Raw genomic sequence first — 14,593 nt, 5'->3', positions numbered from 1 at the left:
TCTTATAATAAATCATTAGAAAAAGTCATCACTGGTGTTATTTTTTTCTATTTTTGTAGATTAAAAGAAATTCAGGAAAGAAACTGTTAGACATTCAAGGAGTAGGTCAGTGAGGTTCGATATGCAGATCAGGAAATTAAGGAAAAACTGATTGATTTGGGAGCTGATAGCGTTATGGCAAACTGGCAGGATTTCTGTTAGATGATTATAAAGTAATCATCAAGATTTTAATAAAACAGCATTCATTCAACTAAGCGGATTAAGAAACAGTAATGCAAACCCCATTTTCTGTCACTTGAGTTAAATTCATATTCCCAGACTCAGCCCGCCAGTATACGCTAAATAATTATTGATTTACAAACCGGATATTTAAGGTTTATTATACGTTACATATGTTCCAGCTATAAAATCATGAATCGTACGCTTGTCCTCTCGCAACGCTACCATAAATATAGATACAATCAATGCGATACCTAACGACAATCCATATATAAAACCTGTTATCGCATAACGAAGCAAGATCGTTCCTAGTGTAACATTGGACCCGTCCATTTTTACAATACGAATTCCCACCAGACGCTTACCTACAGTGTATCCGTACCAGAGTACAGGTACCAAAACAAAATACAACAAGCTGAATAAACTTTCTCCAGTTTGTACGGCTCGATCTGATGTATCTAAATCAAAAATAACAATAGCTATAGATATAGTAATGCCTATAAGTATTGCATCCATTAAGAGCGCTGCTAACCGTATCCAAAAGCCACCCACATTAGACAATTCTTTCACCTCTTCCTTCTTTATTTAATAGTATGTACCCTGATGAAAGTAATTCTCAAACTATTGGTCAAAACTTGAAATAATATAGACCTATTCAGGGTGACAAAATCCGTAAACCTTTTTATACACAAAATCAACCAAAATATCAGGTAACCCTTTGTGTAATCAAGCATATTCACAATCCATTGCTGGAGTTAACATTTTGCTTAGTCCAGTATTTTTGAGATTGTTATCACAGCTTTTGTTTCTAACCAGTCATGATAGGCTCTTTCTATCGATTTTTCCGGATTTCACAATCTATTCTTCCGTGATACATTCCCTCTCGGACGATTCTTACGGATTTCACATCCAAATCTTCCGTGATACATTCCCTCTCGGACAATTCTTCCGGATTTCACATCCAAATCTACCGTGATACATTCCCTCTCGGACAATTCTTCCGGATTTCACAGTCTATTCTTCCGTGATACATTCCCTCTCGGGCGATTTTTACGGATTCCCCAGTCAAATCTATCGTGATACATTCCCTCTCGGACAATTCTTCCGGATTTCACATCCAAATCTTCCGTGATACGTTCTCTCTCGAACGATTTTTACGGATTTCACAGTCTATTCTTCCGTGATACATTCTCTCTCGGACGATTTTTACGGATTCCTCAGTCTAATCTACCGTGATACAAGTCCTGTTGGTCAATTTTTCTTTTCCATAGCCTTTTCTACTTAGCGGTGTAATTTTGTCAAAGGATCGTAATCAATAGCACGTTTTACAGATCACTATTTTACAGGCGCGAAAGTCAGGTACCTTATTAAAACCCGCGGGAAACGGGAGTCGAATCTCATTCGTAATCCTTCTGTCGATCGGGGATTAGGATGAGATGGATACTCCGACTCAACATCAGCAACATAGTGTATGCGCTTGAGTCCATACGTACTTGTCGCGACTTCAATTAATCCTCCAGGTACCGGAAAAACTGCAGGCAACTACGAAGTGGCGTGATTTTTGCCATCATGATACTCCTCACTGAAATAATTGACGTTTACACCATATGTGTGAAAAGTACCATCATTTTCACGCAATCTTGCATAAAATAGTGATCGGGAAAATTATTACATCAACAAAACCTTCCTCTTTACCCTGCAACTACTAAATTATTTAAGCGCTTCCTGTATATATTGATAGATTCTGCTGTCCATGCCAAATTGTAATTCATTATTAGGATTTTCCGCATGGAATTTTTCAGCTTGTCTCCATATATCGGAATCATTTATGGTTATGGAACGCAGCATGCTGTTCCATTCTTCTGCCAACTGCCTTACTTTATCATTCGAAGACGGAGTACCCTTATCCATTTCAACACGGATTTCTTCTAATACCGTCTTAAACTTTCTCTCTGCATCTTTTAGTTCATCTTTATCAGCCTTATTATAAAAATCCTTTATGCTATCTAATTGTTCTTTTGTAAGATATTTATCCTGGTACAATTTCATTGCTCCCAACAGGTCTGTTATCTCCTTGATGGGCATCTTATTCTTACTTCGAATGATTTCTAAGGTGATCTCTAATTCATTTAATAAATTTTGTTGAATTTGTATATCCCTTTTTACACGCTCCATTTGCGTTTCAATGATGTTTGAAGCAGAATGTTCATCTTTACTTTTCATCATTTCCTTTATATCATCTAAAGACAATCCCATTTGCTTTAATGATAAAATTTGCTGCAGTGTCGTTAAATCGGATTTCGTATAAAGCCGGTGCCCTGACGCTGTAAACTCGGATGGAGAAAACAATTGAATTTGATCATAATATCTCAACGTTCTTATCGTCAAACCGGTCAATTCTGCAAGCTCCCCTACTTTCCAATACGCTTTCATCCTCACCAATCCCTTTTATAAAAATGAATTTTCCTTTATAGAAGTGCTTGAAGTTCACTTTGATTAAAGCTATATGTTCTTCCACAGATTTGACAACCTGTTTCAATTGATTCATTTTTATTAATTGCTTGTTTTATTTCGCTCTTATTTAATGCATGCAGCATTCCATAGAACATTTCTTTTGAGCATCCACAGAAAAACTGGACAGGACTAGATCCCATGAATTTTGCACCCTGAAATAACTCACTTAGCTTTTCTTCCATATTGTTCCCGTTATATTTCCCCAAATCGTTAAAAAAGTCTCTATTTCCACGAAAGTTAAGTTTTATTTCATCAATCATGTGAGGAGAAGCATCTGGAAGCAATTGGGCAAATATGGCATTACTAAATAATAGATCACCCTCATCATCTAACCCTAAATTGGTCCCTATAAAGGTTTGCGTTTGTTCGCTCTGTGTAAAATAATGTGAAATATCATCAACAATATTTTGGTAAGGCATGTCTGTTATACCAGTAAATTGATTCATGGCAGAACCTTTTATAACTCGAATACTTCCTTTGTCACCAATAAGCTGTCCGAGCGATCCACTAAAATCCGAAGAAGCATTTTGCAATCCTTTATTAAGATAGCCCCTTACATTTCCTCGAGCATCTGTATCAGCAAAAACCTTATATTTTGGGTCGCTCATCGTAATCTGAAGACTTACTCGCTGTTCTTCTTTTAAGGTTCCAGACATCAAGCTCACCGCAGACACTGTTTTACCTAATAAGAGCTTTAACGTTTTATTCGCTTCCTGATTCAGGTTATAAATAGTATTGATTAATTTGGTATTATCAACAAAAAACAAACGAACTTGATTGTCGTATATGAGTGTCTTAACAATAAAATTTTGCATGGGTATATTTCCTTTCAATCATTATTACTTGTTAAGTCCACTATAAAACATTACCTTACGTAAGGTTCAAGTATAAATTCAACAGCTCCATCGAACCGTGTGCACTAATTTCAGTAAGCATAGGTGTGGATTTGAAAAAAAGTTTGATAATTTATAATAAGATTGACCACAACTATAGCTGCGTTTCAGTCTGTCTTATCACCAGCCGAATTAAATGTATTGCTTTCCATCCTTTTCATGACTTCTGTCAAGTACTCTTCTACTTCTATTGGAATTGGTGATGAATGCAAGTATTGTACCTCATCAATTGTATCTTTCAGTTTTTCCAGTTCAGCAAGATTTTCCGGTTTGAATACATGTGAAAGTATAGTCATTAGCTCCACTACTTTGTTTTGTACAAGTTTATCTTCTACTGATCTGCCTTCATTGTAGAATTTTTTGATATCGGCAAATATGCCTATCATTTGCTTTTCCGATTCTATGCTTTCCCCTGCTGATTGTCCTTCCATAAACATACGGTTCATGAGAGGTTGTGATACATGCTCGGCCATCCACTCCTTCATTTCCTGTTCAGATTGCAAGGAATAAATTAGGGACAGAATCAAATCACGGTCCGTATGCTTTTCATGATCTTTTATGATAGTTTTGAGATGATCAATGGTCTGAAGTATTTGTTCAAGCTGAGCTTTCTTCTTTTGAAGCAGGTTTGATTGCATATCTAAAGATAATTTCAGATCTTCTCCTGACTTATTAAGAAATTCACCAATGTCCTCCAATGAGTAATCGACATACTTCAGTGCTAAAACTATTTGCCGAGAAAGAAACGATGACCATGCTTATTACGTACAGAAGGCTTCAATAGCTCCTTCTTATCATAATAACGTGCAGTACAAATTTTACTTTTAAAAAATTAAAAAACCTTGAGAGGAATGAAAAAAGAATGAAAAAAGACTGGACCATGATTTGACTCCAGCCTGAGTTTTATTTCATATGGTGGTATGTTGCTTAGAATTATACCCTCTGGGCTTAGCCTCTTAAAACAGGTGCTTTGCTTCTACTCTACGAAAAATACCGATACGGTTTAGAAGATAATGAAATAAGTAACTTTAATTTAAATCTGTAAGCAGCATTCCGTACACTATGCTATCTGTTCATTCACCTTTATTCCAAAAATCCTGAATAAAATGAGCTTCTTTTCTCATACCTATACGCTCACATAATTTTTGTGAAGCTTCATTAGAAAAATTATAACCAATTTCCACAGTATCGTTCATGTCTGTATACCTAAATAGTACGGTTTACTACCGCCAAACTTAATAATGTTTCTTTTGTAAGCGTATTATTTTCTAGTTTTTTATTAAACGCTTCCTGCATATTTTCATGTGTCCACTTATCATGCAAGTGATATTTACATATATCAACGTTATTGTAAATATTAAATGTATCATGTAAGTCATTACGCTTAAAAGGTTTAATTGATAATCTTTCCGTGCTAAATTTCAATTAGAAACCTCCTCTGAATGCCAAAATGATTTGTTGTCAAACTTCACTATGTACAAAAACACCCTTTTAGACATCATATCCAAAGGGTAAACTACACAACTTTAATTCAAAGCGCTATTCCATTAATGCTCTTTTAATTATTCGCCTTATTCCCCATAGAAATGGATAACCTGTTCCACATATTGATCTGATTGATTATCAAAATTAAATCTACCTATTTTTATCATCATAATGATCTCTAATTCGGTTATACAATTCATCACTAGCTACATTAATTACAAATCACCCTTTCCCCCTCGGCAACAAGCGTCCGACTTCTCAGCGTGATCATATTCATCGTGACGCCGGAGCCATGTCTGACCATTTCCGTCACTGCGTCCGGGTGGCTGTTCCCAGTCCTCCTGCCTGCCAAGAGCTGTTAAATCAAGGTAGTTGAAATTACCAAGCAGCAGGTCTGTTCCACGGGCGTAAGTCGTATACGTGTGAAAAATTCTTTCGCCATCGCGAAGAAAACTGCTTATACCAGGCACTTCCATTGACTGTCCGGAATCAACAGGTACTCCCTTCTGAACAAGTTCATCTTTGGTCAAATAGTTGTATTCAATCGGAGCGACGGATTCGTCCAGCGTAACATGAAAATCATAGTTGAAGTCACTATCGTAGGATGAGTACCAAGGAATATTCCACCCCATGCGCTCCTTGTAGCGTTGGAGCTTGGGAAACCGTGCTCGGGAGATCAGAGCCAGTGACGTGTTGCGTGCATGCAGATGCGCAAGATGACCCATATTATCCGCAGCCAATGAGCAAGCCGGGCAACCTGCTTCCCAATCGGGATCAAACATAAAGTGATGCACGATAAGCTGAGAACGTTCTTCAAACAGATCAAGCAACCTGGTCATACCATGCGGACCTTCTAAGATATAGTCCTTATTAATTTCTACCATTGGGAGTCGACGACGCTCGGCGTTCAGCGTATCCCGTTCCCTGGTGAATTCCTTCTCTTTGGCCAGCAGTTCCTTACGAGCGACTAGCCATGCTTCTCGTGACACGACGTTTGGTAGCTGCAAACGACTTTGCGACTTTTTCATACAATCTTCTCCCTGGTTTTGTTTTCTTAAGTTTATCACACACAATGAATATGGATTTCTTCTCGATTGCTAAAATTATTTCCTCAAACACTGAAACTAAACCCAAGATTTTGAAGGCGAATGCCCTATTTATTTTGTTCAACATAGCAATCAATAAGCATTTAAAGCAATGTTTACCTGCTAGCTAGAAAAGAATTTAAGACAAGCAATTCCCCTCAAATAATGATGGATAGGAATACAAATGATGTTCTGGATGCTATTTATTTAAAATATACCACACCATTTTTGCATTAATAATCTAACCCTGCTATATTTTTTCTGACGAATAATCATGCTGGAAAGAAGATCCGTTTTGTGAGGTTTTCTGGGACGGAATTACAATGACATAAGATGGGGGAGAATAAGCATGACAACAAATCAATCAGATTTTTTACATATAGAGCCAGTCGGCCGTATCTTTATGAAATATTTAATACCGTCTTTAATCGGGATGATGATTATGGCATTGAATATCGTGATAGACGGTGTCATGGTCGGCAATCGGCTCGGGGCAACAGCATTGGCGGGAGTGGGGATCGCTTCTCCGGTCTATACCATTTTAGTTGCTATGTCACTCTGGATCGGAATAGGAGGTGCTACTCTATTTTCTCAAGCAATGGGGGCAAGGGATGTAAAACGAGCACAGTTTATTTTTACGCATTCCATTATTTTAATTGCCGGATTTACCATTGTAATCGGATTGACGTCTTTGATTTTTAACGAGCCGCTTACCTATATGCTTGGGGCAAATGAAGAAACCTTTCCTTTTGCCAATGATTATTTAAGGGTGATGCTGTTTTTTGGTTTTATTCTGACCGCAGAAAACGCATTAAGTACCTTTATACGGAACGATCAAAACCCAAATTTAGCAATGATTGCTTTAATAATTACGGCTGTTTCCAATATCGTCATTAACTATTATATTTTATATGTATTAAATTTAGGGGTAGCTGCTGTAGCGGCTGGAACGATCCTTGCCGCTGTTCTTGGCGTGCTTGTAATGATTACGCACTTTTTTAAAAAAGCAAATCACTTGCGCTTTATTGCGTTTCGCTTTCACCTCCCATTGTTTAAAAATACGATGACGGTTGGCTTTCCAAGTTTTTTAAGCGAAGTAGGTATTTCCGTTTTTACCGTCGCTTATAATGTTACGTTGGCACGAATGGCAGGAACAGTTGGTGTGGCTGCATTTTCTGTACTGAATTATGTGCATAGTGTCATGCTCATGTTATTTCTTGGAATGGGTGCAGCTGTACAGCCTCTTGTGAGTTATTTTCATGGAGCAAAAATGCCAGATAGAATAAGGGAAACAATGAAGTTAGCCTTAGGGACAGCGATTATTGCAGGGGTTGCTGCTTTTCTAATTGGTCAGTTTGGCGCACAACAGATTGTTGCTATTTTCGGCGATTTCGAGCAAGAAGTTGTAGATCTGGCGACTACAGGTATACGGTTATTCTTTATTGCCTACCTCTTTATGGGGATCAACTTTGTGATGATGAGTTATTTCCAATCTATTGCCCAAATACGGATGGCTACCTGGATTACTGCTGCAAGGGAGATTATTTTTATGATGATTTTCATCCTTGTCTTGCCACTAGTTTTAGGTGTACATGGCGTATGGCTTTCCATACCGCTTGCCGAATTCGTTGTTATGGTAACCGTTTTTCTTTATGTTCGGAGACATCGGGAATTTGCCCGACTGAAAAATTGATGACATTGAACCACAAAATTTCATAAGATATATTAAAAAAATACTTTGAACCCAAGAAAGGAGTAGATTATAATTAATCCAGGTGGAGGGTGAATGTTTTGAATACTGGACAAACAATAGATCAAGTCTATCAAAAAAAGAAAAAAAGATGGAATATGCTTGGCTGGAGTTTGGGCATAATCACCGTTGCCTGGCTTTTAATCTACTTTTTTCCTGTCCAGGAAAATACGGATCTTCATAAATTTGATAGTGACAGACCCCTCGTCATTGCTCATGGAGGAGGAAATCATCTGGCCCCATCGAATACCTTGGCAGCTTTTATAAATGCATATGAATTAGGCGTGGATGTCCTTGAATTTGATATACATATGACAGCAAATGGTCATCTGGTCTCTATTCATGATCCGACAATCGACCGGACAACGGATGGTACCGGAAGAGTCAATGATATGACACTGGAAGAAATACAGGAGTTTGATGCAGCATACTCTTTTCTGGATTTAGATGAAGCGTATAGCTACCGTGGCACAGGGGTTATTGTTCCAACCGTAGAAGATGTTTTTGAAGCAATCAATGACCCTGAAATGCTTTACAATATTGAAATTAAAGATACCAATGATCCGGAACTATATGAGGAAATGAGCGAAAAACTTTGGAATCTTACTCAAAGCTATGATTTGGAAGAAAACGTCATTATAGCCAGCTTTGATCAAGCAATTATTGACATTGTAATGGAAATATCCGACGGGGAAGCGCTTGTCAGTGGCGGTCGAGGTGAAATAACGTATTTCGTCATTTTTCATAAATTATTTTTAAATGGATTGTACCAGCAAAATGTGCACGCCCTTCAAATTCCGACAGAAGACAGCAATATAAACCTGATGGACAGTAAAATCATTCACGGTGCAAATCGACGCGGGATGGATGTGCATTATTGGACGATTAACGACCCGAAGATTATGGAGGAACTGATTGAATTGGGAGCTGACGGAATTATGACAGACCGGCCTGATTTATTGATGGAATTATTGGATGAAAGGTAAAATTTGATGAAAAGTACAATTTTCAGAAGCTCACCTTCTTTGTTCGTGTTTTAAGTTTTTTATTGCGTTTTAATTAAACCTAAAATAGATTTTAAGTAATTAAGTTGAACAATAATAGATTTTATGTTAATATCGTTCGTGTATTCATAAAAACGCCTCGTATAATCCCGGTAATATGGATCGGGAGTCTCTACAGAGTAACCGTAAATTACTCTACTATGGACGGTGCTTCTTCCAAAAGCCGTTCAGTGGATGGCTTTTTTTGTTTTTAAAGCACTTTTCATTTTTCGGGGGAAAAAGGGAGCAGTCAGATGGACATCATAAAAGATTTACTTGCAGCAATAAGCGGTGTGCTTAACGGTTTGCCGCAAGGGTTATTAGCTATGACTTTCGGTTTTGCCTCTGTGCCAACAGCACTTGCCTTTATTATCGGAGCATTCGGTAACACCCTAACTAGCAATGTAGCCGTTATTTCATACCAGGCAGAAACCATTACGGTTGCCGGTACGATGGGAAAAAATCTTCGTGAACGGTTATCTATGATATTCTTCGGTGCACTCATTATGCTTATTATTGGCTTATTTGGTTTAATGGAAGGAATTATTGCATGGGTCGGACCGGTTATTACCAATGGCATGATGGCGGGCGTTGGAATTATGCTTTCAAAAGTAGCCTGGGACATGTCAAAAAACGACCGTGTTGTAGGAATATCATCTTTATTCAGTGCACTTATTGTATATATGGCAACAGGCGACCTCATCTACACCATAACCATATCGGTTATTTTATCCAGTGTTATTTATTTTTTTATAAAAAAAGACAATACCAGTGTTGCCGATCATGTAAAAGAAGATAAAATCAAGCTGCAAAAACTGACGTTAAACCCCATGGTTATTCGCGGAGCGCTAGCCTTGGCATGTTTAAATATTGGTGCCAATATAGCTTTTGGTAAAATTAATGCAGATATAGCTGAAGCGGATGTCAATGTGGACAGCATTACGATTATAAGCAGTTTGGCAGATATGGCATCAGCCTTATTCGGCGGGGGACCGGTTGAAGTGGTTATTTCAGCCACCGCCAGTGCTCCTCATGCTGTATTATCTGGTGTAATCATGATGCTAATCATGGCAGCCATCTTATTTTTTAAATTATTACCCAAAATTGGTAAATATGTGCCTAGCGCCTCCATTGTTGGCTTCCTGTTTGTATTGGGGGCTATTGTTACACTGCCAGGGAATGCAGAAGCAGCACTTACAGGTGACGCACCTGGTTCCAGTCTGATTGGTGGCATAACAATGGTGGTAACAGCAATAGCCGATCCATTTTTAGGAATGCTTGCAGGTGTAATCATGCAATTTTTACTGGGAATATTCGGCGTTTAAAATGGAGGTATAATAAATGAAAACCTATGAACTTAACGTTGCAGGGGTTACTCGGCATTTACCCGTAATACCTGTAAACGAAGATATAAAAATAGCCAGCTTTGTCATTTTGGGAGATACGGAATTGGTCTCAGCCGCAGCCCCGTTATTGGCAAATAAACTGCCGGAAACGGATATTCTTGTTACAGCTGAGGCAAAAGGGATTCCTTTCGTGCATGAGCTGTCCAAAGTGTTAAATATGAAAAACTATGTCGTAGCCAGGAAAAGTGTAAAACCTTATATGAAGAATCCATTAACATATGAAGTTCATTCCATTACTACACAGTCTTCGCAAATCCTGTGTCTAGATGAGGTGGATGTGGGAAGCATTCAGGATAAACGAATAGCATTAATTGATGATGTGATCAGTACTGGAGAATCTATAAAAGCGCTTGAGGAATTGGTCAAAAAGGCAGGAGGAAAAGTTGTTGCAAAAGCAGCAATACTTGCTGAAGGAGATGCTGCAGAACGGGATGATATCTTGTTCCTTGAAAAACTGCCGATTTTCAGTAGAGACTAAATCATTTCCTATGGTCATAAAAACCCTTTAAGAAAATAGTTTTCTTAAAGGGTTTTTCCTTTATATATACAGTTTACTCAATACTGTGTTATATATTGCTCGCGTTCCCATGCGTGCACTTGAGTACGGAACATATCCCATTCGATTTCTTTTGATTCTACAAAACGCTTAAACAAATGGTCTCCTAAAGCTTTTACAACAATATCATCTGACTGCAGTAATTCAAGAGCTTGTGCCAATGTAGCCGGCAGATCAATAACACCATTTTCCCTGCGTTGCTCTTTATCCATATCATAAATATTTTCATCTACTGGTTCTGGAGCGATTAAGTTATTCTCTATCCCATCCAATCCGGAAGCCAAAAGTACAGCCATTGCCATATAAGGGTTTGCAGAAGGGTCCACGCTCCGAACTTCTACACGGGTGCTCAATCCCCGTGAAGCTGGAACACGGAGAAGCGGGCTTCTATTTCTACCCGACCACGCTACATAACATGGCGCCTCATACCCTGGAACCAATCTTTTATAAGAATTCACAGTTGGATTTGTAATGGCTGTAAAATTCGGTGCATGTTGTAATATTCCTGCCAGAAAGTTTCTCGCTGTATCACTGATCTCCAACGTCCCATTAGGATCATAAAACGTGTTCTCTTTTCCCTTAAATAAGCTTAAATTACAGTGCATGCCTGATCCATTGACACCGAATAATGGCTTTGGCATAAAAGTTGCCAGCAGACCATGCTTACGGGCAATCGTTTTTACAACCAATTTAAAGGTTTGAATATCATCACAAGCTCTCAGGGCATCCTGATATTTAAAGTCTATTTCATGCTGACCTGGTGCAACTTCATGGTGTGAGGCCTCAATTTCAAAGCCCATTTCTTCTAATTCCAATACAATATCGCGCCTGCAATTTTCCCCCAAATCGGTTGGTGCAAGATCAAAATAACCACCATGATCATTTAATTCAAGGGTTGGTTCACCTCTTTCATCAAGTTTGAATAAGAAGAATTCAGGTTCAGGGCCAACGTTGAAACTGGTAAATCCCAGTTCCTCCATCTTTTTTAAAACCTCTTTCAAATTACTGCGGGGGTCTCCTTCAAATGGAGTGCCATCGGGATGATAAATATCACAGATCAATCTGCCTACTTTCCCTTTTTCTGCTGTCCATGGAAATATAACGAACGTATCGAGGTCAGGGTATAAATACATATCTGATTCTTCAATTCGAACAAATCCCTCAATGGATGAACCATCAAACATCATTTTGTTATCCAAGGCTTTCGGTAACTGACTGACTGGAATTTCAACATTTTTTACCGTTCCAAACAGATCTGTAAATTGCAAACGAATAAAACGGACATTTTCTTCCTCAACCCTTCTTATTATGCCTTCTCTGTTCATATTCTTCACTCTCCTCAAATTACTTTTTTAGGTTGAAACAGCTTGTTGAAAATCCCATTCACCGTCACATATATAGGCAGCTTCTCCTCTTTTCCATACATGCCCCTGCTCATCCCATGTTATAGTCAAATCTCCTCCAGGGAGATGAACGGTTATTGGCTCATATTCATCAAGCAATTGATTCATAGTACCAGCAACTACTGCAGCACAGGCACCCGTGCCGCATGCCATTGTGATGCCCGACCCTCTTTCCCATACACGGTAATCCATCTCCTGAGGTCCTTTAACTTGAACAATTCCTACGTTCACTCGATCAGGGAATAGACTCGCCTGTTCTATGACAGGCCCAATTTCCTCTAACGGAAATTCATTTACTTCATCAACAAAAATGATCGCATGCGGGTTGCCCATCGAGACGGAGGTCAGTTGATACTCCTTTTCACCAAATATATGGGATTCATTAATTGCGGTTTTGAGTGGATCACCTTCCATAGGAATCATGCCTTTTAATAATTGCGGCTTCCCCATATCCACGTTAACGTATTTCACCCATTGTTTTTTATCCGGTCCCACCTCTGCCTCGACACGGACAACCCCACCTAATGTTTCAATCGTAAAGCGAGGCTTCCTTGCATACTTACGATCAAGGAGGAACTTTGAGACACAGCGCAGGCCATTCCCACAATTTTTTGCCTCAGAACCATCTTCATTAAAAATCCTCATTTTAAAATCAGCTATATCCGACAGGCAGATAAGAATAATACCATCGGAACCAATTCCAAAATTAACGTCTGACACTTTTCTCGAAAGCGGTGGATATTGCTCTTCTTCCAGTATATTGTCCGGATTGTCCAGCTGATTAAAAATGATGTAATTATTGCCCAAACCATGCATTTTAGTAAATATCATCTCTCTGTTTCCCCCTTAAAAGATGAATTTGGAAGTGGATAGCCTTTTTCTTATATCATCAAAAATTTGCTGTTCCTTTTCCAATCCATCGGCTTGAAAAGTAACTGAAAATCGCACGTATGGACCGGCATCATCCCATGGAACAGTCGAAATTAAATACTCGTTAATTAAATATTGACTGAATGCTTCTGCCGAATGAAATGCTGGACCATTTTCTACTGCTTTTGGAATCTTTGTATATAAGAAAAAGGAGCCTTTTGGTTTATTGACAGTAAATCCGCATTCTTGCAATATGGTGGATAAATGGTCATGACGCCGTGCATATTTCACAACAGTTTGCTCCGTTATATCAGGGTGAGCTAAAGCATAGGATGCCGCTTTTTGAATTGGAATAAACTGACCGGAATCATAATTATCCTTTACCGCTGCAAAAGCAGAAACCAGTTTGGAATTACCCGCAATAAAACCGATACGCCACCCTGTCATGTTGAAGGATTTGGATAAAGAATGCAGTTCTATGCCAACCTCCTTCGCTCCTGGGACTGACAAGAAACTAAGCGGTTTTTCTCCATCAAAAACCAGTGCAGCATAAGCAGCATCATGCACAACAACAAGCTCATGTTTTTCAGCAAAATGCACTACCTCTTCAAAAAATTCTTTGTTTGCTACAGCGCCTGTTGGGTTATTCGGATAGTTTAAATAAAGTAATTTAGACTTCTTCAGTACACTTTCAGACAATGTATTCAGCTCTGGCAGAAAAGAATTTTGCTCCAAGAGCGGTACATGGATGACTTCTCCGTCCAGATATTTCGTATGGGTACCTAAAGCCGGATAGTTCGGCGAAGGCATGATGGTAATATCACCAGGATTAATAAATGCTGTTGGGATCATGGCCAATGCTGATTTTGAACCAATGGCATGATTGATCTCTGTTTCAGGGTCAAGACCTTCCACCCCAAACACTTCTTTCATATATGAGGCTGCAGCTTGCTTAAATTCCTGTACTCCGTTATCAGCATAAAAGCGGTTTTCTGTTTTGTTTGCTTCTTCAGCTAGCTTTCTAACGACCATATCATCTGCCATAGCATCTGGTTCACCGACCCCAAGATCAATTAATTGTTTATCAGGATTTTGCTGCAACGCTTCCCTCTTCGCCCTTTTTATTTTTTCAAATTTATAAATTTCATCCTTCATGCCAAATTGTGCCCCACCTATTCTGTCTGCAAATAGATGTTGTATATAATCCTTTTTCAACACCTTCACCCCTCCATATTTTAGTGTCTTCTTCTAGTTCTTCATCATAACGCTTAGAAAGCCAAATGTATTTAGAGTTTTTGGAAGAACATTTGTATTTTTTCACACTTCTAAAAAAAAACATGAATAAACATAAAAAAACGTTGGTAATTGA

The 14,593-nt window shown here is 38.6% G+C and carries 12 protein-coding genes, 2 pseudogenes and 1 riboswitch; of the genes and pseudogenes, 4 read left to right on the top strand and 10 right to left on the bottom strand.

The genetic code is table 11. The features are described 5' to 3' along the window. Window positions 1–369: 369 nt before the first annotated feature. From ACDX78_RS12840 to ACDX78_RS12810, 7 genes and pseudogenes are all read right to left on the bottom strand, one after another. Window positions 370–780: an RDD family protein gene (locus ACDX78_RS12840; RefSeq protein WP_486028457.1), complete on the bottom strand. Its 411-nt coding sequence runs from the start codon at window positions 778–780 to the stop codon at window positions 370–372. Window positions 781–1,929: 1,149 nt separating this feature from the next. Beyond that, the gene (locus ACDX78_RS12835) at window positions 1,930–2,652 is read right to left on the bottom strand and encodes a MerR family transcriptional regulator (RefSeq protein ID WP_486028455.1); all 723 of its coding nucleotides are present in this window, start codon (window positions 2,650–2,652) and stop codon (window positions 1,930–1,932) included. Window positions 2,653–2,687: 35 nt separating this feature from the next. Beyond that, window positions 2,688–3,548, bottom strand: coding sequence for an Hsp33 family molecular chaperone HslO (locus tag ACDX78_RS12830; protein WP_486028453.1), 861 nt, complete (start codon window positions 3,546–3,548; stop codon window positions 2,688–2,690). Window positions 3,549–3,733: 185 nt separating this feature from the next. Beyond that, window positions 3,734–4,324 carry a MerR family transcriptional regulator gene (locus ACDX78_RS12825; protein WP_486028451.1) on the bottom strand — a complete coding sequence of 197 codons (591 nt, stop codon included), beginning with the start codon at window positions 4,322–4,324 and terminating at the stop codon, window positions 3,734–3,736. 375 nt (window positions 4,325–4,699) lie between these two features. After that, window positions 4,700–5,051 (bottom strand): annotated as a pseudogene (locus ACDX78_RS12820) (GNAT family N-acetyltransferase). A 133-nt stretch (window positions 5,052–5,184) separates the two neighbouring features. Continuing rightward, window positions 5,185–5,312, bottom strand: a pseudogene (locus ACDX78_RS12815) (carboxymuconolactone decarboxylase family protein); the annotation flags it as partial. A 14-nt stretch (window positions 5,313–5,326) separates the two neighbouring features. Continuing rightward, a complete protein-coding gene (locus ACDX78_RS12810; RefSeq protein WP_486028450.1) occupies window positions 5,327–6,139 on the bottom strand; it encodes a DUF899 domain-containing protein in 813 nt (270 codons plus the stop codon). Window positions 6,140–6,545: 406 nt separating this feature from the next. Here ACDX78_RS12810 and ACDX78_RS12805 point away from each other — a divergent pair, with 406 nt between their 5' ends. The 4 genes from ACDX78_RS12805 (at window position 6,546) to ACDX78_RS12790 (ending at window position 10,873) form a co-directional block, all read left to right on the top strand. Beyond that, complete coding sequence (locus ACDX78_RS12805) at window positions 6,546–7,889, top strand: MATE family efflux transporter (RefSeq protein ID WP_486028448.1); 1,344 nt, start codon at window positions 6,546–6,548, stop codon at window positions 7,887–7,889. A gap of 98 nt (window positions 7,890–7,987) precedes the next feature. Beyond that, window positions 7,988–8,932 carry a glycerophosphodiester phosphodiesterase family protein gene (locus ACDX78_RS12800; protein ID WP_486028446.1) on the top strand — a complete coding sequence of 315 codons (945 nt, stop codon included), beginning with the start codon at window positions 7,988–7,990 and terminating at the stop codon, window positions 8,930–8,932. Window positions 8,933–9,068: 136 nt separating this feature from the next. Further along, window positions 9,069–9,171, top strand: a riboswitch (purine riboswitch). 72 nt (window positions 9,172–9,243) lie between these two features. Further along, on the top strand, window positions 9,244–10,314 hold the full coding sequence (locus ACDX78_RS12795) for an NCS2 family permease (protein WP_486028445.1): 1,071 nt from the start codon (window positions 9,244–9,246) through the stop codon (window positions 10,312–10,314). Between the two features lie 16 nt (window positions 10,315–10,330). Continuing rightward, window positions 10,331–10,873, top strand: a complete 543-nt coding sequence (locus tag ACDX78_RS12790; RefSeq protein WP_486028443.1) for a phosphoribosyltransferase family protein — start codon at window positions 10,331–10,333, stop codon at window positions 10,871–10,873. Between the two features lie 77 nt (window positions 10,874–10,950). Here the strand turns inward: ACDX78_RS12790 and glnA are convergent, their stop codons facing one another. From glnA to ACDX78_RS12775, 3 genes are read right to left on the bottom strand one after another with little or no spacing between them, the layout of a single operon-like run. Further along, a complete protein-coding gene (gene glnA / locus ACDX78_RS12785; protein WP_486028441.1) occupies window positions 10,951–12,276 on the bottom strand; it encodes a type I glutamate--ammonia ligase in 1,326 nt (441 codons plus the stop codon). A 27-nt stretch (window positions 12,277–12,303) separates the two neighbouring features. Then, entirely contained in the window at window positions 12,304–13,185 is an 882-nt protein-coding gene (gene dapF / locus ACDX78_RS12780; protein ID WP_486028440.1) for a diaminopimelate epimerase, read from the bottom strand. Between the two features lie 15 nt (window positions 13,186–13,200). Next, on the bottom strand, window positions 13,201–14,442 hold the full coding sequence (locus tag ACDX78_RS12775) for an LL-diaminopimelate aminotransferase (protein WP_486028438.1): 1,242 nt from the start codon (window positions 14,440–14,442) through the stop codon (window positions 13,201–13,203). Window positions 14,443–14,593: the final 151 nt, after the last annotated feature.

The sequence above is a fragment of the Virgibacillus oceani genome, assembly GCF_041521345.1.
Taxonomy (GTDB): domain Bacteria; phylum Bacillota; class Bacilli; order Bacillales; family Amphibacillaceae; genus Virgibacillus_N; species Virgibacillus_N oceani_A.
This window is presented reverse-complemented; position numbering and strand designations above follow the sequence as displayed.